The organism is Pseudonocardia sp. Ae505_Ps2 (assembly GCF_001932425.1).
In the GTDB taxonomy this organism is placed as follows: domain Bacteria; phylum Actinomycetota; class Actinomycetes; order Mycobacteriales; family Pseudonocardiaceae; genus Pseudonocardia.
On sequence record NZ_MCIP01000001.1, the window covers coordinates 1674295 to 1692781 of the forward strand.

Sequence of the window (18487 nt, forward strand, 5' to 3'; positions counted from 1 at the left end):
GACGACACCCACGCCGCGCTGGGCGACCTCGGCTACGAAGGCGAAGCCGACCGGCTCACCGTGCCCATCAAACTCGCCCCCGGCCGCGGGCAGACGGTCAACCAGCGCACCGTCAACACCCTGCACTCAGCCCTTCGTGCTCTGGCCGAACGCGGAAACGCCCTGCTCAAGACCACCTTCGCCGCGTTGCGGCGAGTCACGCTATGTCCCTGGCGCACCGGCGCGATCACCGCAGCTGCGCTCGTACTACTCCACACCGAGTACGACCGCACGACATGATCAACCCGCTACTGAGAACACCTCAGTGCGCGGCACCTCCGCAGGCGGCTGTAGAGCGTCTCCAGGCGCTGCGATGCCTCCCGGACGAACAGCACCAGCGGGACGTCACCGAGGTTCGGGAGGATGTACATCCGGATCTGGGACTCGTAGGTCATCCGGGTGGTGGCGTCGATCTCGTGCTGCTGCATCCAGCGTTCGAGCAGGGCCCCGACGGTGGCCTTGGTGCGCGCGACCTTCAGTTCGTCCGCGTCTGCGAGGAGCCGGGTCCGGATCTTCTCGGCCTCGCGGTAGGCGGCCTTCTCGGCGCGGTCGCCGTCTCCCTCGATGTCGACGCTCTCGCACAACACGATCCGCTCGCCGGTCGAGGAATCTTCACCAGCCGACACACGGACCTCGTAGCACCGAGCCCGGCGGCGGATGCTGCCGCGCTGGCGCTTGACGGGGGCGTCGGATCGGCTGGCCACGTGGCGGAAGCTAGCAAGGTTCGTGGACCGGTTCGTGGACCGCGATCAACTTCCACCGACGAAAAAAGATCCGGCCCTGACCGTTGTCGCTGGTCAGAGCCGGATCTCGTGTGGTGCGCCCGAAGGGATTCGAACCCCTAACCTTCTGATCCGTAGTCAGATGCTCTATCCGTTGAGCTACGGGCGCGTTGCTGTTTCCAGCGTAGCAATCTTCAGTTGTCGGCCGGCGACCGGTGTATCGACCGCCGTGCCGGTGCGGAGGCTCCGGGATTTGAACCCGGGATGGGGGGTTACCCCAAACCGCATTAGCAGTGCGGCGCCATAGACCAGACTAGGCGAAGCCTCCCCGGTGCCTGACGGCCACCAGCGAGGACAACACTACACGCGCGTTCCGGTCTTCCCGAACCGGGGTCCCCCTGACCGAGGGACCCCGGTCCGGCGCAGGTCAGGCTCCCGCGAGGGCCACGAACGGGGTCAGCGCGTCCGGGTTCTGCAGCGCGCCGGCCGACACCGCCTTCTCCGGTGCGGTCCCGGAGAGGATCTTCTTCACCGGCACCTCGCACTTCTTGCCGTTCAGGGTGCGCGGCACCGCGTCGACGACGACGAACCGGTCCGGCACGTGCCGCGGCGAGAGCTCCTTGCGCAGCAGGGTGCGCAGGGTGGGCTCGACGTCGTCGAGGGTGGTGCCGTCGTCGAGCACCAGGAAGCAGAGCAGGGTGCCCTCCTCGCGGGCGCCGAGCGCGGTGGTGTCGATCACCAGCGAGTCGGCGACGCCCTCCACGTTCTCGACGACGGCGTAGAAGTCCGCGGTGCCCATCCGGACCCCGCCGCGGTTGAGGGTGGAGTCCGAGCGGCCGTAGATGACGTAGGAGCCGCGCGGGGTGCGGCGGACCCAGTCGCCGTGGCGCCAGTTGCCGGGGAAGTCCTCGTAGTAGGACTCGCGCAGCCGGGTGCCGTCCGGGTCGTTCCAGAACATGACCGGCATCGACGGGGTCGGCGTGGTGATGACCAGCTCGCCGACGTCGTCGAGCAGGTCGGTGCCGTCCTCGGCCCAGGAGCGGACGTCGGCGCCGAGCGCCGCGCAGGACAGCTCCCCCAGCCAGACCGGCACGGTCGGGGCGCTGGTGAGGAACGCGGCGCACACGTCGGTGCCGCCGGAGACCGAGCAGATCTGGATGTGTGACCCGGCTGCCTCGCCGATCCAGCGGAAGCCGTCGACCGACAGCGGTGCGCCGGTGGAGCCGAGCGCGCGCATCGCGGAGAGGTCGTGGTCCTCGCCGGGACGCAGGCCGGCCTTCATGCAGGACTGCACGTACGGGGCGGAGACGCCGAACAGCGCCACCCGGTGCTTCGCGGCGAGCGCCCACAGCGCGCCGAGGTCGGGGTGGCCGGGGCTGCCGTCGAACATCACGATCGTCGCGCCCACGAGCAGGCCGCCGACCAGGAAGTTCCACATCATCCAGCCGGTGGTGGTGAACCAGAAGAACCGCTCCCCCGGCTCGAGCCCGTGCTGCAGGCGCATCGCCTTGAGGTGCTCGACGACGATCCCGCCGTGGCCGTGCACGATGCCCTTCGGCAGGCCCGTGGTACCGGAGGAGTAGAGCACCCAGAGCGGGTGGTCGAACGCGACGGGGGTGAACTCCAGCGGGCCGGTCTCGGCGGTGAACTCGGCCCAGGTCGTCGTGCCGTCGAGGGCGGCGTCGGGGTCGAGGTAGGGCACGAGGACGGTCGCGCGCAGTGTGGGCAGCCTGGCCTGCAGGTCGGCGACCTTGTCCCGGACGTCGAAGCCCTTGCCGTTGTAGCGGTATCCGTCGACGGCGACGAGCACGGCGGGCTCGATCTGGGCGAAGCGGTCGTGCACCGCGCGGGCGCCGAAGTCCGGCGAGCACGACGACCAGATCGCCCCGAGGCTCGCCGCGGCAAGGAAGGCGACAAGGGTCTCGACGCTGTTCGGGGCGAGCGCGACGACCCGGTCGCCCGCGCCCACCCCGGCCCGGACGAGCCCCGCGCGGGCGCGGGCGACCTGGTCGCGCAGCTCGGCGTGGGTGACGGTGCGCTCCAGGCCGTCCTCTCGCACGAACTCGACGGCGACGTCGTCGTCGGCGCGGCCCGGGCCGGGGGTCAGGGCGTGCTCGGCGTAGTTCAGCGTCGCGCCGGGGAACCACTGCGCGCCGGGCATGTCCCGCGAGCCGAGCGTCGCCGTCGGGCGGTCGTGGAACAGCACGCCGCAGTACTCGGCGACGGCCGACCAGAAGCCCTCCAGGTCGGTCACCGACCAGGCGTGCAGCTGCGCGTAGTCGGTGACGTCGGTCAGCGGGGCGCCCCGCTCGTCGCGCGCCCAGGTGGCGAAGCGGACGATCTCGGTGTCGCCGGTCCGCGTCGGGTCCGGGCTCCACAGGAGCTCGGGGACCTCCGGGTCGGTGACGGTCTGCGGTGACGGCACGGGCGACATGACCCGAGCATCCCCGACGGCACCTGCCACGCACCAGTGGTCCGGCCCCACCGGGACGGTCAGGCCGCACCGACGATCGGCGGCGCGAGCCGGGCGAAGCCCTCCTGCCGCTCGTAGGGGAAGTGCGGGTACGGCGCGGGCCGGCGGGACACCGCGTCCAGACGGGCCAGCTGGTCGTCGTCGAGGCTCCACCCGACGGCGCCGAGGTTCTGTTCCAGCTGTTCCGGGTCCCGGGCACCGATGATCACCGAGGTGACCGTCGGCCGGGTGGTGAGCCAGTTCAGCGCGATCTGGGGCACCGTCGCGCCGGTCTCGGCGGCGATCGCGTCGAGCACGTCGACGACGTCGTGGAGCAGGTCGTCGGGCACCGGCGGGCCCGCCTCGGCGGTGGCGTGCAGGCGGCTGCCCGCGGGCAGCGGGGTGCCCCGGCGGATCCGGCCGGTCAGCCGCCCCCAGCCCAGCGGGCTCCAGACCAGCGCGCCGACCCCCTCCTCGCGGCCCAGCGGCATCAGGTCCCACTCGTAGTCGCGCCCGACCAGCGAGTAGTAGACCTGGTGGGCGACGGGCCGTGCCCACCCGGGCCGGTCGGCGAGGTCCAGGGCCCGCACGAGCCGTCGCCCGGGGAAGTTGGAGACGCCGGTGTAGCGCACCTTCCCCGCGCGGACCAGCTCGTCGAGGGTGGAGAGGACCTCCTCGGGCGGGGTGCCCGCGTCGTAGGCGTGCAGCTGGAACAGGTCGATGTGGTCGGTCCGCAGCCGACGCAGGGCGTCCTCGACGGCCCGGACCAGGCGCGGCCGAGAGGTCCCGGCGTCGTTCGGGCCGGGGCCGGTGGGCAGCCCCGCCTTGGTCGAGATCAGCACCTCGTCGCGGCGGTGCGCGACGGCCGCGCCGAGCACCTCCTCCGAGGCTCCCGCGGAGTAGACGTCCGCGGTGTCGAACAGGGTCACCCCGGCGTCGAGGCAGCGGTCGACCATCCGGCGCGCACCGGCGACGTCGACCGATCCCCATGCCCCGAACAGCTCGCCGCTGCCGCCGAAGGTGCCCGCGCCGAGGCTCAGCACCGGGACCTGCAGCCCACTGCGTCCCAACCGTCGGTACTCCATGACCGTCTCCCCTCTAACGGAACTGTGGTTCCGTTTGAACGTAGCACGTCAAACGGGACCCTGGTTCCGTCAAGGGCTAGGGTGGGCGCCGTGGCACCGGAGATGAGCAGACCGGGGGGCCGGACCGCGCGGGTCCGGTCGGCCGTGCTGGCGGCGGCGGGCGATGCCCTGATCGAGCTCGGGCCGACCGGGCTGGACCTGGCAGAGCTCGCGCGGCGGGCCGGGGTCGGCAAGACGACGGTCTACCGGCGCTGGGGCAGCGTCGCGGCGGTGCTCGAGGACATGGTGTCGGACATGGTCGAGACCTCCGCACCGCGCGCGGACACCGGCTCCCTCGACGGCGACCTGCTCGCCAATGCCGAGCTCGTCCGCGCCACGCTGGCCGACCCACGGCAGGGCAGGCTGCTGACCGCGCTGATCTGCGCCGCCGTCGGCGACGCGGGGACGGCGCGGGCGCTGCGCGGCTTCTACGACGCCCGCACCGCCGCCTGGGAGCCGTGCGTCACCGACGCGGTGGCCCGCGGCGAGGTGCCCGACGGCACCGATCCGGCCGCCGTGGTGCGGGCGGTCTCCGCCCCGCTCTACCACCTGCTCCTGACCCGCGGCGCACTCCCGGACGCCGACGACGCGCGGCGGGCCGCCGTCGTCGCCGGGGTGGCCGCGCGGGCCGGGGCGTTCGTCAGCGCAGGTGCGCGTCGAACCAGTTGAGGACCCGCTGCCACGCCTCGGCGGCCGACTCCGGGTCGTCGTCGAAGCGGTAGCCGGTGCTCGGGTAGACGACGACGTCGGTCGCCTTCCCGGAGGACGCCGCGGCGTCGCGCAGGCGGGCGACGGCGTCGGTGTCGGAGGCCTCCGAGTAGATGCCCAGCCAGGGGCAGGTCAGCTCCGGCGCGGTCTCCACCAGCGCGGGCAGGCTGGACCACGGCGAGGACTCGATCCCGCTGCCGGCGACGGTGATCGCCGCGCCGAGGGTGCGGTTCGCCGCCACGTGCAACGCGACCGTGCCGCCGAGGTCGAAGCCGAGCACGCCCATCCGGTCGGCCTCGAAGCCCTGGTCGCCGAGCCAGCCGAAGGCGGTGTCGCAGTCGTCCATGACCTGGCGCGGGTCCAGGCTGCCGACGTGCTCGGCCACCGCGGCCTCCGAGCCGTCGGCGAGGTCGCCACCGGCGTCCGCGTCGCGGTAGAGGTGCGGCGCGACGGCCAGCCAGCCGTCCGCGGCGAGCCCGGTGACCAGCAGCCGGATCGAGTCGGTGACCCCGCGCGCCTCCTGCAGCACCACGATCCCGCCGCGGGCGGCACCGTCGGGTTCGGCCACGGTCAGGCGCAGCTCGCCCCCGTCGGTCAGCGGCACGCCCTCGGTCCGGACAGCGGTGGTCGTCATGTCGTCACTCAACCAGAGCACCGGCCCGCGTTTCGACCCCCGACGGATACCGTTGCCGTCATGACGCTCATCCGCCCCGATCTGGACACCCTGCCCGCCTACGTGCCGGGCCGCACCGTCCCCGGGGCGGTCAAGCTCGCCAGCAACGAGGTGGCCGCGCCGCCCGCTCCGGCGGTGCTGGCGGCCGTGGCCCGTGCCGCCGCAGGTGGCAACCGGTATCCGGACCTCGGCGTCGTCGAGCTGACCGGCCGCATCGCCGACCTGTACGACCTCGCGCCGGAGCGGGTCGCGGTCGGCTGCGGCTCGGTGACGCTGTGCCAGCAGCTCGTGCAGATCGGCTGCCTGGGCCCCGGTGACGAGGTGCTGTTCGCCTGGCGTTCGTTCGAGGCGTACCCGATCGTGACCCAGATCGGCGGGGCGGAGATCCGCACCGTCCCGCTGGACGCCGCCTACCGGCACGACCTCGACGCGATGGCCGCCGCCGTCACCGAGCGGACCCGGGTGGTGTTCGTGTGCAGCCCGAACAACCCGACCGGCCCGGCCGTGCACCGCGACGAGTTCGTCCGCTTCCTGGGCGCCGTGCCGCCGGACGTGCTGGTGGCGCTCGACGAGGCCTACGCCGAGTTCGTGACCGACCCCGACGCCGTCAGCGGCCGGCCGCTGCTCGACGAGCACCCGAACCTGGTCGTGCTGCGCACCTTCTCCAAGGCCTACCGGCTGGCGGGACTGCGGGTCGGCTACGCCCTGACCTCCACCGAGATCGCGACCGCGCTGCGCAAGGTGGCGCCGCCGTTCGGGGTCAGCTCGATCGCCCAGGCGGGTGCCGTCGCCGCGCTGGAGCACCGGGAGGAGATCCTCGCCGACTGCGCCGCCGTCGTCGCGGAGCGGGACCGGGTGGCCGCCGGGCTGCGTGGGTCCGGGTTCACCGTCCCGGAGAGCCAGGCCAACTTCGTGTGGCTGCCGCTCGGGGACCGGACCGCGGCGTTCGCGACGCACTGCGGCGAGCGGAAGGTGATCGTGCGCCCGTTCGCCGACGACGGGGTGCGGGTCACGGTGTCCACGCCGGAGGAGAACGACATGCTCCTCGACGTCGCGTCGTCCTTCGGGCCCTGAGAGCCGGTGCTCAGCCGTCCAGCTGGTAGCCCAGCCCCCGGATGGTCCTGATCCGTTCGGGACCGATCTTGCGCCGCAGGTAGGACACGTAGACCTGCACCAGGTTGGCCGACACCGGTTCGGTCCAGGCCCGCCGGCCCAGGTCGTCGAGCGCGACCGGCTCGCCCGCCCGTTCGGCCAGCGCGAGCAGCAGCGCGTACTCGGTCGGCGACAGCGCGACCCGGCGGCCGTCGACGAAGACCTGTCCGGCGTCGACGTCGACGGACAGGCCGCCGTGGCCGAGCACCGTCGGCGCCGGCAGGCCCGCGGCGGCACGCAGCCGGAGCCGGATCCGGGACGCGAGCTCGTCCGGGACGAACGGCCGGATCAGGAAGTCGTCGCGGTCGCCGCGCAGCATGCCGATCACCCCGGCCCGCCGTTCGCGCGGCACGACGGTGATCACCGGGGTCGGTGGCGACTCGGACTGGACGGCGCCCAGCAGCACCGAGGGTTCGGGGCCGGGCAGCTCCATGTCGAGCACGAGCAGGTCCGCGCCGCGGGAGCGCAGGGTGTCCAGCAGCTCGATGCCGTCGGCGACGACGACGAGGTCCACGCCCTCCGCGGCGAGGTCCTGACGCAGCCCGCGGCCGAGCGCGGCCGTGCCCGCCGACGGCGGCAGCGCCAGCAGCACGCAGAGCGCGCGCATCTCGGAACGCGGTGCGGGGATCGGGAGGGACGGCGTGACGGGGGGAGCGTGATCGTTCACAGATCCTGCGGAGGTCGGGGAGCGGGGAGGTCTTGCGGGGAGCACCGGGGAGGCACGGCCACTGTTCCGCGACCGGTAGCCCGTCACAATCGGCTAACGGTGCGACGTACCGTGACCGTGTAGCCCGAATGGGTGCACCTGAGAGTGCGGTTGCTCTGTTCGGCCCAGCAATACTGCCGAAATGGCGGGATCTTGCTCTTCGGCGCTCTCCGACGACCTGTCGGCGCGGAGACGCAACCACCCTTCTCAGCGAGGGTGTTCACAGTCGGTCACCCTACCTAGAGTCCCCCCTCATGCGACGGAAGAGTTCCGCTGCGGCTGATCAGGTCGACCCCCGCGACCTGATCGCGCGACTCGCCGCCGAGCACAGCTCCCCCTCTGTGCCGTCTCCCCGGGGCAGGCATGCCGCGTCCTCCGCCCCGGCGGACGACACGGCCCGATCGGCCATACCCACGGCCACCCAGCTCATGGACCGGGTGAGCGCCTCCGGGCGGCACCGCGTCCTCGACGACGACGACCGCGACGCCCGCTCCGGCTCCGACCCCGACGACACCGGTGCCGCCGTCACGGCGGACTCCCCCACCGGTGCCGCGGCGACGGATGCCGGGCGGATCACCTGGGCCGACACGGCCGACCCCGGCCCGTGGGCACCACGCAGCCGCACGACCGGCACCGGGTCCCACGCGGTCACCGGAACCGGGGCGCACACCGTCACCGGGACCGGGGCGCACGGTGCCACCGGGGACACCGCGGTGGCCGGGGACGCGACGGTCACCGGGACGGGCGCGCACGCCGTGCCCGCCAGCCGGACGCCGGGCCGTCGCGCACGGCGGGTGGGGTCGTCGTCGGCGGCCGGGCTGTCCGGCGTGGAGCTGTTCGGCGGGGCTCCCTCCCCCTCGACCTCCCTCGTGCCCGACGGGCCCGAGACCCTGCAGACCCCGCAGGCCGATGTGCCCGCGCCGCGCACCGAGGTCGACGGCGGGGTCATCGCCGGGCTGCACGAGCCGGACGGCTCCGGTTCGCTGTCGGGGACGGGCTCGGTCGTCGCGATCGACCGCGGCCGTCCCGCCCGCTCCCGCATCCGCCGGTTCGCCCCGCTGGGCGTCGGGGCCGCCGCGGTGCTCGCCGCGACGATGGTGCTGACGCTGCTGCAGCCCGGTACCGAGGACCCGTCGCTGTCCGCGGCGATGGTCAACGACTCGTCGCGCCGGTCGGCATCGGACACCACGCTGTCGGCCGGGCCGGTGCTGGCCAACGGGGGCGGCTCCGCACTCGGCGACGCCGCGCAGGGCGCGTCCGGCCAGATCGGTCAGGCACTGGCCGCGCAGGAGGCTGCCGAGCGTCGTGCCGAACAGCGCCGTCGCGAGGCCGCCGAACGGGCACGGGCCGCCGCGAACTCCGGCGGGTCCGGTGGTGCCCCCGCCGGTCCGATCGGCGGCGCCGTCCAGGTCGCCGGCGACGGCATCCAGGCCGCGCTGAAGATGGGCTGGCAGGCCATCGGCGGCGACGAGTTCCTCGGGTCCACCCTCGGGAGCAACTGGTCGCCCTACAACGGCGAAGGCCACGACGGCCAGGGCAAGCGCACCTCCGACGCGATCTCGGTGGAGAACGGCAACCTGGTCATCCGCGGCGACTCGCAGGGCAACACCGGCGGCATGGCCTGGGGCACCCCGCAGAAGTACGGCAAGTGGGAGATGCGCGCCCAGTTCCCCAAGGGCGACAAGCAGTACCACCCCGTGCTGCTGCTGTGGCCGAGCGAGGTGTCCTGGCCGGAGGGCGGCGAGATCGACTTCGCCGAGACCACCAGCGCCAGCGACGACGTGTCCTTCTTCCTGCACTACGGCAGCTCGAACTCGCAGAAGGACGCCAAGAAGCAGATCGACATCACCCAGTGGCACAACTACGCCGTGGAGTGGACCCCGGACGCGATCGTCGGCTACATCGACGGCGTCGAGTGGTTCCGCTCCGAGGACCCGAGCACGTTCCCCCCGGGGCCGATGCACGCCACGATCCAGCTCGACTACTTCCCCGACGGCGGCTCGCCGGAGCCGTCGGAGATGCGCGTCGCCTGGATGCGTCAGTACAAGTAGCACTCCCCACACGACCGCCCGCCGCCCGGCGCTCCCCACCGGACGGCGGGCGGTCGTGTGTGCCGGGTCAGCCGGCCAGGCCACGGCGCGCCAGCAGCGGCGCGATCTCCGGGTCGCGGCCGCGGAACGCGCGGTAGGCCTCCATCGCGTCGACGGCGCCGCCACGCGACAGCACCTCACGACGGAACCGGTCGCCGTTCTCCCGGCGCAGGCCGCCGTGCTCGCCGAACCAGGCGACGGTGTCGGCGTCGAGCACCTCGGCCCAGATGTAGGAGTAGTACGCCGCCGCGTACCCGCTGCCGCCGAACACGTGGTTGAAGTACGTGCTGCGATAGCGCGGCGGGACCAGCGGGTGCGCGGCCCCGGCCGCCTCCAGCGCCTGCTGCTCGAACGCGAGCACGTCGGTGATCCCGGCGGCCTCGGCCGGGGACAGCCGGTGCCACGCCTGGTCCAGCAGCGACGCGGCCAGGTACTCCGTCGTCGCGAAGCCCTCGCCGTACCCGCGCGCGGCCTGCGACGCGGCCAGCAGCTCGTCGGGCAGCGGCTCGCCGGTCACGTGGTGACGGGCGAACGAGGTGAGGACCTGCGGGTCCTCCAGCCACATCTCGTTCACCTGGCTGGGGAACTCGACGAAGTCGCGCGGCACCGAGGTCCCGGAGAACGTCGGGTACTCCACCTCCGAGAACAGCCCGTGCAGGGCGTGCCCGAACTCGTGGAACAGGGTGCGCACCTCGTCGAGGGTGAGCAGCGCGGGCTCCCCGGCCGGGGGCTTGTTCAGGTTCAGCGTGTTCAGCACCACCGGCCGCGTCCCGAGCAGCGACGACTGGTCGACCAGCGAGTTCATCCACGCACCGCCCCGCTTCGACGGCCGCGCCCACAGATCGGCGCCGAACAGCCCGAGCGGCTCGCCGTCGCTGTCGGCGTCGAGGTTCGTTCCGCCTGCGCTGCTCTCACGGACCTCCCACCAGCGCACGTCCGGGTGGTAGGCGGGCAGGTCGGTGCGCTCGGTGAAGGAGATCCCGTACAGCTCGGACGCGGCGCGGAACACGCCGTCGGTGAGCACCCGGTCGAGCTCCAGGTACGGGCGCAGCGCCGCGTCATCGACGGCGTAGCGCTCGCGGCGCACCCGCTCCGCCTCGAACGCCCAGTCCCACGGCTCCAGGTCGCCCTCGACGCCGCCGGCCAGCTCCGCGGCCTCCCTGTCGGCGTTGGCGACCGCCGCGGGGACCAGCGACTCCAGCATCGCGACCGCGGCCTCCGCGGTCCCCGCGGTGGCGTCGTCGATCACGTACGACGCGTGGTCGGGGTACCCGAGCAACGCGGCCCGCTCGGCGCGCAGCCGCACGATCGCCAGCACGATGTCGCGGGTGTCGTGCTCCCCGGCCTGCCCGCGGGTCGTCGAGGCGCGGAACAGCTCCTCGCGCAGCGACCGGTCGGTCAGTACCGCGAGCGCGGGCTGCGCGGTCGGCAGGACCAGGGTGATCAGCCAGCCGTCGTCGTGGCCGCGTTCGGCCGCGGCGGACGCGGCGGCGGCGATCGCGTCCTCGGACAGGCCGTCGAGCCGGGACCGGTCGGTGACGTGCACGGCCGCGGCGTTCGCCCCCGCCAGCAGCGCAGCACCGAACCGGGTGGTCAGCCCGGACAGCTCCGCGTTCAGCTCCCGCAGCCGGGCCTGCTCGTCGGGGCCGAGCCGGGCCCCGGCGCGCACCATGTCACGGTGGTGGCGCTCCAGCAGCCGCAGCGACTCGGCGTCGAGACCGAGGTCGTGACGACGGGCGTGCAGCGCGTCGATCCGGGCGAACAGCCCCGGGTCCAGCGCGATCGCGTCGGCGTGCGCGGCCAGCATCGGCGCGACGTGGGCCTCGATCTCGCGCACCGCGGGCGAGGAGTCCGCCGAGACCCGCGTGTAGAACAGCCGCGCCACCCGGTCCAGGGTGGCGCCGGAGCGCTCCAGGGCGACGATCGTGTCGTCGAAGGTGGGCTCGCCCTCCCCCGCGACGATCGCCGCCACCTCCGCGCGCTGCTCGGCCGTCCCGGCCTCGAACGCGGGCAGGTAGTGCTCGTCGGTGATCCGGGAGGTGTCGGGCAGACCCCACGGCAGCGCGCTCGGGGCGAGGAACGGGTTGCTCATGGGCCCGACCCTACGGCCGGGGACCCTCAGGAACCGGCCAGTTCGCGACGCATCGCGAGCCGCGGCCACACGTCGAGACCGCGCGCGGCCTCGTGCTCCCGGATGGCCCGCAGCCCCGGGCCGGGCGCGATCAGCTCACGGAAGCCGAGCCGCGCCCAGTACGGGCCGTTCCACCGCACGTCCCGGTAGGTGGTCAGGGTCAGCGCGGGCAGCCCGCGGTCCCGGGCCCAGCCGGCGAGGTGCTCGACCAGCCCCTCCCCGATCCGCCGTCCGCGCTGCGACGGCAGCACCGACACCTGCTCGACGTGCGCGCAGCCGTCGACGAGATCGGCGATGAGGTAGCCGACCAGCGGCCCTGCGTCCCCGGTTCCGCCTGCGCTCCTCTGGGCCACCCAGGCCCGCCCCGCCACCACATAGGCAGCCAGCACCGCGGCCGGTGGCGGGTCGTCGTCGGCGACGACGTCGAGCCCGATCGCCCGGAACGACTCCCCCGCCGCGCGCTCGATCTCACGCAGGGCGGGCACGTCGGCGACGCGGGCGGCACGGATCACGCCTGCGGATCCTCCACCACCGCGCGGATCCGTTCCAGGGTCGTCCGCATCCCCGCACGGTTGGTGCGCCCGCGGGCCCACCCCAGCAGCGCCCAGTAGACCCGGGTGGCGGCCGAGGGCTCCATCCGGAAGGACTCGGTGACCTCGGTTCCCTCGGCGCCGTCCGGAGCGGTGGCCGGGGTGAACCGGTAGTGCCAGTGGATGACCCGCCGGTCACCGGGCAGGAGCACGACGAAGCCGAACTCGCGGCCCGGCTCGCAGGCGGTGATCTCGCACGTCGACCAGTAGGTCGGTCCGCGGCCGTTGCGGACGACCTTGCCGCGGAACCGGACGCCGACGGCCGGGCCGGTCGCGCCGTCCAGCCACTGCGCGTCGACGGTCTCGGGTGAGAACCGGCCGGTGTTGCGGATGTCGGAGACCAGCTCCCAGATCCGCTCGGGCGGTGCCGTCATGTGGACGGTGACCTCGTCATGCACGGCGTTCCCCCTCGGTGCCGCACACCAGGTCGGCGGCGCGCTCCCCGATCATGATCGCGGTCGCGGCCGGCCCGCGCCGCGGCACGCGGGGCAGGACGGAGGTGTCCGCCACCCGGAGCCCGCCCAGGCCGTGCACCCGCAGGTCGGAGTCGACGACGGCGTCCGGTCCGGTACCCGCCGAAGCGCTGCCGGACAGGTGCACCGAGGTAGTCAGGTGGTCGTGGATCCAGCCGTCGAGCCGGGTGTCGTTGCCGAGCTCCCAGCCGGCGGGGCCGCCGTCGTCGGGGGCGGCTCGGTCCCAGCCCGCGGCGCGCAGGATGTCCGCGGCGATCCGCACCGCGGCCCGCATCCGGTGCCGGTCGGAGGTGGTGCGCAGGTAGCGGAAGTCCAGCCGGGGCGGGTCGTCGTGGTCCGGGGAGGTGATGGCGAGCATCCCGCGGCTGTCCGGGCGCTGCACCGCGCACATCAGGTGCGCGGGCCCGCCGGGTGCGAACGGGTGCGCGAACAGCAGGATCTCCAGGTCACCGGCCGGGTCGGTGCCGGAGTCGAGGTGGAGCGCGGCCTGCGCGGCGACGGCGTCGGCGGGCGGGTCGGGCAGGCCGCTGCGCAGTGGCAGGAACACCGCGGGGTGGTCCGACCAGCCGCGTCCGACCCCGGGCAGCTCGTGCGCCACGGCGACGCCCGCGGCCCGCAGTGTGTCCTCCGGGCCGATCCCGGAGCGCTGCAGCAGCGCCGGGGTGCCGACCGCGCCCGCGGTCACGACGGTCTCGGCCGCGTGCAGGGTGCGCCCGCCGACACGCACCCCGGTGACCCGGCCACCCTCGATCACCAGCGTCTCGGCGGGGGCTCCGCCGAACACGGTCAGCGCGTCGGTGCCGCCGCTCGCTGCGCCTGCGCTCCTCCCGGCCGACTCCGCGTTCCCCCACGGCGGGGGCAGGTAGGCGGTGGCGGCGCTGACCCGGCGCCCGTCGACGGCGTTGGTCGGGATCGGGCCCGCGCCGGGCGGGCCGCCGGCGTTCTTGTCCGGCTCCTCGGGGTGGCCGAGCGCGACGCAGGCGGCCAGGAACGGGTCGGTCGTCGCGGCCCGCAGCCGGCCCGAGGGGCGCGAGATGCGCAGCGGGCCCGCGTCGCCGTGCCGGTCGGAGGTGCAGAAGTCGAGGTCGCGCTCCAGCCGCCGGTAGTACGGCAGGACGTCGTCGTAGGACCAGCCGGGGACGCCCCAGTCCGCGAAGTCCGCCGGGACGGCGCGCACGAAGTAGCCGCCGTTGATCGCACCGGAGCCGCCCAGCACGCGTCCCCGCGGCACGGTGCACTCCCGCCCCTGGCACAGCGTCGCCCGGTAGGCCCAGTTGAGGACGTGGCCGGGTGCGGTCGCGGCGAGCGACGCGATCGGGATCGAGTCCGGCGGGACGACGACGGCACCCGCCTCGACCAGGGCCGTACGCACCCCGCGCTCGGCGAGCCGGCCCGCGAGGGTGCACCCCGCGGATCCCGCGCCCACCACCACCACGTCGAACCCGTTGGTCATTGCTGCCAGGATGCCCCACGTGACCGACGCTGCACGTGACCTCGCCTCGTTCCTCACCGCGAGCCCGTCGCCGTACCACGCGGTGGCCGAGGCCGTCCGCCGGCTGTCCACCGCGGGCTTCACCGAGCAGCGCGAGGACGAGCCGTGGGCCGACGGGCCGGGCGGGCGCTACCTCGTGCGCGACGGCACGATCCTGGCCTGGTGGCAGCCCGCGTCCGGGCCGGGCGCCCCGCTGCGGATCTTCGCCGCGCACACCGACTCGCCCGGGTTCAAGGTCAAGCCGAACCCCGACGTCGGCGTCGCCGGTTGGCGCCAGGTCGGGGTGGAGGTCTACGGCGGCGCGCTGTGGAACTCCTGGCTCGACCGCGACCTCGGCCTCGCCGGGCGCCTCGCGCTCTACGACGGCCGCGTCGTCCCGGTCCGGGTGGACCGGCCGCTGCTGCGCATCCCGCAGCTGGCGATCCACCTCGACCGCGGCGTGAACCAGGGCCTGACCCTGGACCCGCAGCGGCACCTGCTCCCGATCTGGGGTCTCGGCGACCCGGACGGCGGCGACCTGGTCGAGTTCCTCGCCGTGCGGGTCGGCGAGGACCCGGAGGACGTCGCGGCGCACGACCTGTTCACCTACGACCTCACCCCGCCCGCCACCCTGGGCCGCGACGACGAGCTGCTCGCCGCCCCGCGGCTGGACAACCTGGCCTCGGTGCACGCCGGGATCAGCGCGCTGCTCACCGCGGTCGAGCGGGACCCGGGCACCGTCCCGGTGTTCGTCGGGTTCGACCACGAGGAGATCGGCTCGGCCAGTGCGACCGGCGCCGCCGGACCGCTGCTGGAGACGGTGCTGACCCGGCTGGCCGGGGGTTTCGACGAGCGGCACGCGGTGTTCTCGCGGTCGCGCTGCCTGTCGGTGGACGTCACGCACGCCGCGCACCCCAACCACCTGGACAAGCACGACCCGGACCACCTGTCGGTGCCGAACCGGGGGCCGTCGCTGAAGGTGAACGCGGTGCAGCGCTACGCCACCGACGCGCCGGGCGCGGCCGCCTGGAAGCGGGCCTGCCGCACCGCGGACGTGCCGAGCCAGGTGTTCGTCTCCAAGAACACGGTGCCGTGCGGGTCGACCGTCGGGCCGATCATGGCAACCCGGCTGGGCATCCGGACGGTCGACGTCGGCATCCCGGTGCTGTCGATGCACTCCGCGCGCGAGCTGTGCGGGGTGCACGACCCCGGCCTGCTGGCCCGGGCCGGTGTGGAGTTCCTGACCGACGCCGGCTAGACCTGCGCGGCGACCCGGGAGCCGGACACGTAGACGTCGGTGTCGACGATCCGCGACCCGAGCGGCAGCAGCGACACCGGGATCAGCTTCAGGTTCGCCCAGGCCATCGGCAGGCCGATGATCGTGACGGCCAGCGCGATCGCGGTCACGACGTGGCCGACCACCAGCCACCAGCCGAACAGCAGGATCCACAGGACGTTCCCGATCGCCGACGCCGCACCGGCCCGCGGGTCGCGCACGACCTCACGGCCGAACGGCCACAGCGCGTAGAGCCCGATCCGGAACGAGGCGATGCCGAACGGGATCGTCACGATCAGCAGACAGGCGATGATCCCGGCGGCCGTGTAGGCGAGGAACAGCCAGAAGCCGGAGAGGACCAGCCAGACCACGTTCAGGATGAGGCGGAGCATGGGTCCAGCATGCCCGAGGTGTCCGGTTCCCCCTCCGGGATGTTCCGGAGGCCGACCCCGGTTTCCGGTGGGGCGGCATTCCTCACGTCCGACCCGTGACCTCCTCGACGACGCTCTCCCCCGTGCCCGGCCGGGACTCCCAGGCCCAGGTCTCGTGCGAGCGGAGCCGGCCGTCGTCGAGGACCTCGAGGCGGGCCTCGCACTGCCCCGAGCTGGACGCGCCGTCGACGGACACGTGCACGTAGCGGAAGCTCAGCCGGTCGCCCTCGCGGGTGCCGGCCAGGCGGCCGAGCCGGACGTCGCCACCGGAGTACTCGGCCCACACCAGGCCGTCGGACTCGTGGTAGTCGAACACGGTGGCCCGGCCGACCTCGCCGTCGCCGGAGTTGCTGACGCCGGCGAACCGGCGGCCGTCGACGCTGGGTGCGGTGCTCATGTCCCGATCCGACCACGGGAGGATGGCGGGGTGGAGTTCCCCGTGACGTTCCTCCCGCCCCTGGTGCGGACCTGCACCGACTCGGGTGAGGGCCCCTGGAACGAGCTGCTCGGGATCATCGCGCCCCGGGATCCGGACGAGGAGACTTTCCTCGCCGCGTTCGACGTCGTCACCGAGGACCTCTTCGGCGGCTGGACCGCCGACCGCGTCGTCGTGTTCGCGCTCGACGACGGGCTCGCCGCCCACCATCCGCTGCTGTTCGTCGTCGACGAGCGGACCCTGCACGACGACGGCTTCCCGATCGTCGCGGCCGACCTGCGGCAGGATCCCGGCCGAACGCTCCGGATCGCCGCAGCCGATCTGTGGTCGGTGGAGAACAACGTGTCGACCGCGAACATGGAGTTCGCCGACTTCGCCGACCACGCGCAGCTGCAGCCCGACCGGGTGTTCCGCGGCTTCCGCTGACGATCGCCACCGTCGGACGGTGAACTCCACCGTCCGACGGCCCCGCCCTACGACGACCCGCGTTCCGCGGAACGCGGCCTCACACGCCGGTGCTGCCGTCGATCCGTTCCCGCAGCAGGTCGGCGTGCCCGACGTGGCGCGCGTACTCGGCGATCACGTGGGTCAGGATCCACACCACCGACACCGCGTTCCCACCGAGGGACCCGGTGCCGTCCGGCCCGGCCTCCTCGACGACCCGGCGGGCCCGGGCGACCTCGGCCTCCCAAGCCGCGCGGGCCTCGGTGAGGTCCGCGCTCCCGAGCTCGAAGCCGCCGTCATGGCCCGTTCCGGACTGCCGCGGGTACAACGACGGCACGTCCTCACCGCCCAGGAACTGGCGGAACCAGTTCCGCTCGACGGACGCCAGGTGCCGGACCAGCCCCAGCAGCGTGAGCGACGACGGCGGCACCGACGCCTCCCGCACCTGCTCGCCGGTCAGTCCCTCGACCTTGCCGATCAGGGTGGCGCGGTAGAAGTCGAGCCAGGCCGTGAGCGTGGTGAGGGCGTCGGCCTGCATCGGGGGACGGGCGCGGTCGGTCATGTCCGCGATCGTGACAGCGGGGTCCGACATCTTCCGATCCCGGCCGGGCGATGGTCCACTGCGGTCGTGACCGACACCCCGCCCACCGTGGTGCGCAGCAGCCGGACCGTCGCCGCCGACCCTGCGACGATCTTCGAGCTCATCGCCGACCCCGCCCGTCAGCCGTCCTGGGACGGCAACGACAACCTCGCCGAGGCAGCGGACGGGCAGCGGGTCCGCGCCGTCGGCGACGTCTTCTCCATGCTGCTCACCCAGGGCGCGGTGCGGGAGAACCGGATCGTGGAGTTCGTCGAGGGGCGGCTCGTCACGTGGCTGCCGTCGGAGCCGGGGAAGCCGCCGCCCGGACACCTGTGGCGCTGGGAGCTGGAGCCCGTCGGCGACGGCACGACCCGCGTGACCTGCACCTACGACTGGACCGAACTCGACCCGGACGACGCGTTCCGCCAGAAGCGCGCCCGCGCCACCACCGCGGACCGGCTGCGGGCGTCACTGGACCTGCTCGCCACCGTCGCCGAAAAAATGTGATCTGACACACTGTCGCCGGACGAACGATCATGGAAAGGTGCTGACCTGGCGGCATGGACGCCGAGCAGGTCATCGCCGTACTCGCCGGGTTCCCCGGCACCCGGATCGTGGAGGGGAACGGGGACGCGTTCGCGATCCACGACCCGGATCACGACTACGAGCAACGCCCCCGCCAGGGCTGGGCGACCGTCGTGCGGTCCGACGTGAACGACACCGCCTCCGACCTCGACCGGCCCGGCGCGTTCCGGCTCAACATCGGGCTGCCGACCGCCCGCTACCGGGAGCTGTTCCCGACCGACCCGGGCACCGACCCGACGTCCCGCGACGTGCTGTTCCCGCACCCGGTCTACGCCGCCCACCACTGGGTGGCGGTGGTGGAGCCGGAGACGACCTGGCCGCTGGTGCGGGAGCTGCTCGACGTGGCGCACGACTTCGCCGTCCGGAAACACGCCAATGCGGCCCGTCGACATTCCTAGGCTGCC

At 73.7% G+C, this 18487-nt stretch carries 20 protein-coding genes and 2 tRNA genes; 8 read left to right on the forward strand and 14 right to left on the reverse strand.

Translation table 11 applies throughout. The features are described 5' to 3' along the window. A partial coding sequence (locus tag Ae505Ps2_RS31830) for a transposase family protein (protein ID WP_249265233.1) occupies window positions 1–279 on the forward strand: 279 nt, incomplete at its 5' end. A gap of 8 nt (window positions 280–287) precedes the next feature. Here Ae505Ps2_RS31830 and Ae505Ps2_RS07860 read toward each other — a convergent pair. From Ae505Ps2_RS07860 to Ae505Ps2_RS07880, 5 genes are all read right to left on the reverse strand, one after another. Then, window positions 288–743 (reverse strand): hypothetical protein, encoded by a 456-nt coding sequence (locus Ae505Ps2_RS07860; protein WP_139320145.1) that lies wholly within the window; start codon window positions 741–743, stop codon window positions 288–290. Window positions 744–854: 111 nt separating this feature from the next. Beyond that, window positions 855–930 (reverse strand) — tRNA-Arg (locus Ae505Ps2_RS07865). Window positions 931–999: 69 nt separating this feature from the next. After that, window positions 1000–1089, reverse strand: a tRNA-Ser gene (locus Ae505Ps2_RS07870). A gap of 99 nt (window positions 1090–1188) precedes the next feature. After that, window positions 1189–3195 carry an acetoacetate--CoA ligase gene (locus Ae505Ps2_RS07875; protein WP_075309052.1) on the reverse strand — a complete coding sequence of 669 codons (2007 nt, stop codon included), beginning with the start codon at window positions 3193–3195 and terminating at the stop codon, window positions 1189–1191. A 59-nt stretch (window positions 3196–3254) separates the two neighbouring features. Continuing rightward, complete coding sequence (locus Ae505Ps2_RS07880; protein ID WP_075553533.1) at window positions 3255–4298, reverse strand: aldo/keto reductase; 1044 nt, start codon at window positions 4296–4298, stop codon at window positions 3255–3257. 90 nt (window positions 4299–4388) lie between these two features. Here Ae505Ps2_RS07880 and Ae505Ps2_RS07885 point away from each other — a divergent pair, with 90 nt between their 5' ends. Then, window positions 4389–5006, forward strand: a complete 618-nt coding sequence (locus Ae505Ps2_RS07885; protein ID WP_212567615.1) for a TetR/AcrR family transcriptional regulator — start codon at window positions 4389–4391, stop codon at window positions 5004–5006. On the opposite strand, the gene Ae505Ps2_RS07890 is transcribed toward Ae505Ps2_RS07885, so the two are convergent. Continuing rightward, window positions 4978–5679, reverse strand: coding sequence for a dienelactone hydrolase family protein (locus tag Ae505Ps2_RS07890; RefSeq protein WP_075309056.1), 702 nt, complete (start codon window positions 5677–5679; stop codon window positions 4978–4980). The genes Ae505Ps2_RS07885 and Ae505Ps2_RS07890 overlap by 29 nt on opposite strands. A gap of 60 nt (window positions 5680–5739) precedes the next feature. Here Ae505Ps2_RS07890 and hisC point away from each other — a divergent pair, with 60 nt between their 5' ends. Further along, window positions 5740–6792 carry a histidinol-phosphate transaminase gene (gene hisC / locus Ae505Ps2_RS07895; protein ID WP_075309058.1) on the forward strand — a complete coding sequence of 351 codons (1053 nt, stop codon included), beginning with the start codon at window positions 5740–5742 and terminating at the stop codon, window positions 6790–6792. A 10-nt stretch (window positions 6793–6802) separates the two neighbouring features. Here hisC and Ae505Ps2_RS07900 read toward each other — a convergent pair whose 3' ends face one another. Further along, complete coding sequence (locus Ae505Ps2_RS07900) at window positions 6803–7477, reverse strand: response regulator transcription factor (protein WP_020621680.1); 675 nt, start codon at window positions 7475–7477, stop codon at window positions 6803–6805. A 536-nt stretch (window positions 7478–8013) separates the two neighbouring features. On the opposite strand from Ae505Ps2_RS07900, the gene Ae505Ps2_RS30250 reads away from it, so the two are divergent. Continuing rightward, window positions 8014–9627: a glycoside hydrolase family 16 protein gene (locus Ae505Ps2_RS30250; protein ID WP_170917019.1), complete on the forward strand. Its 1614-nt coding sequence runs from the start codon at window positions 8014–8016 to the stop codon at window positions 9625–9627. Between the two features lie 67 nt (window positions 9628–9694). On the opposite strand, the gene Ae505Ps2_RS07910 is transcribed toward Ae505Ps2_RS30250, so the two are convergent. Genes Ae505Ps2_RS07910 through Ae505Ps2_RS07925 form a run of 4 tightly spaced genes read right to left on the reverse strand, consistent with a single transcriptional unit; the run spans window position 9695 to window position 14313 of the window. Further along, window positions 9695–11758, reverse strand: coding sequence for a M3 family metallopeptidase (locus Ae505Ps2_RS07910; protein ID WP_075309062.1), 2064 nt, complete (start codon window positions 11756–11758; stop codon window positions 9695–9697). 26 nt (window positions 11759–11784) lie between these two features. Next, window positions 11785–12309, reverse strand: coding sequence for a GNAT family N-acetyltransferase (locus tag Ae505Ps2_RS07915; protein ID WP_075553534.1), 525 nt, complete (start codon window positions 12307–12309; stop codon window positions 11785–11787). Continuing rightward, entirely contained in the window at window positions 12306–12785 is a 480-nt protein-coding gene (locus tag Ae505Ps2_RS07920; protein ID WP_075309066.1) for an SRPBCC family protein, read from the reverse strand. Before Ae505Ps2_RS07920 ends, Ae505Ps2_RS07915 begins: the two co-directional genes overlap by 4 nt. Next, a complete protein-coding gene (locus Ae505Ps2_RS07925) occupies window positions 12778–14313 on the reverse strand; it encodes a GMC oxidoreductase (protein ID WP_075309068.1) in 1536 nt (511 codons plus the stop codon). The genes Ae505Ps2_RS07920 and Ae505Ps2_RS07925 overlap by 8 nt, the downstream gene beginning before the upstream one ends. 10 nt (window positions 14314–14323) lie before the next feature. Between Ae505Ps2_RS07925 and Ae505Ps2_RS07930 the strand changes: the two genes are divergently transcribed. Continuing rightward, window positions 14324–15589, forward strand: coding sequence for a M18 family aminopeptidase (locus Ae505Ps2_RS07930; protein WP_075309070.1), 1266 nt, complete (start codon window positions 14324–14326; stop codon window positions 15587–15589). Here Ae505Ps2_RS07930 and Ae505Ps2_RS07935 read toward each other — a convergent pair. Together Ae505Ps2_RS07935 and Ae505Ps2_RS07940 are read right to left on the reverse strand one after the other, a co-directional pair. Next, a complete protein-coding gene (locus Ae505Ps2_RS07935) occupies window positions 15586–15999 on the reverse strand; it encodes a YccF domain-containing protein (protein WP_075309072.1) in 414 nt (137 codons plus the stop codon). The genes Ae505Ps2_RS07930 and Ae505Ps2_RS07935 overlap by 4 nt on opposite strands. A gap of 82 nt (window positions 16000–16081) precedes the next feature. Next, window positions 16082–16435, reverse strand: coding sequence for a hypothetical protein (locus Ae505Ps2_RS07940; protein WP_075334066.1), 354 nt, complete (start codon window positions 16433–16435; stop codon window positions 16082–16084). Window positions 16436–16465: 30 nt separating this feature from the next. Between Ae505Ps2_RS07940 and Ae505Ps2_RS07945 the strand changes: the two genes are divergently transcribed. Continuing rightward, a complete protein-coding gene (locus Ae505Ps2_RS07945; RefSeq protein ID WP_075309075.1) occupies window positions 16466–16900 on the forward strand; it encodes a hypothetical protein in 435 nt (144 codons plus the stop codon). A 79-nt stretch (window positions 16901–16979) separates the two neighbouring features. Here Ae505Ps2_RS07945 and Ae505Ps2_RS07950 read toward each other — a convergent pair whose 3' ends face one another. After that, the gene (locus Ae505Ps2_RS07950; RefSeq protein ID WP_233147701.1) at window positions 16980–17510 is read right to left on the reverse strand and encodes a DinB family protein; all 531 of its coding nucleotides are present in this window, start codon (window positions 17508–17510) and stop codon (window positions 16980–16982) included. Between the two features lie 36 nt (window positions 17511–17546). Here Ae505Ps2_RS07950 and Ae505Ps2_RS07955 point away from each other — a divergent pair, with 36 nt between their 5' ends. Both Ae505Ps2_RS07955 and Ae505Ps2_RS07960 read left to right on the forward strand, forming a co-directional pair. Continuing rightward, window positions 17547–18005 carry an SRPBCC family protein gene (locus tag Ae505Ps2_RS07955; protein WP_075309076.1) on the forward strand — a complete coding sequence of 153 codons (459 nt, stop codon included), beginning with the start codon at window positions 17547–17549 and terminating at the stop codon, window positions 18003–18005. Between the two features lie 53 nt (window positions 18006–18058). Then, window positions 18059–18481, forward strand: coding sequence for a DUF6194 family protein (locus Ae505Ps2_RS07960; RefSeq protein ID WP_020627944.1), 423 nt, complete (start codon window positions 18059–18061; stop codon window positions 18479–18481). Window positions 18482–18487: the final 6 nt, after the last annotated feature.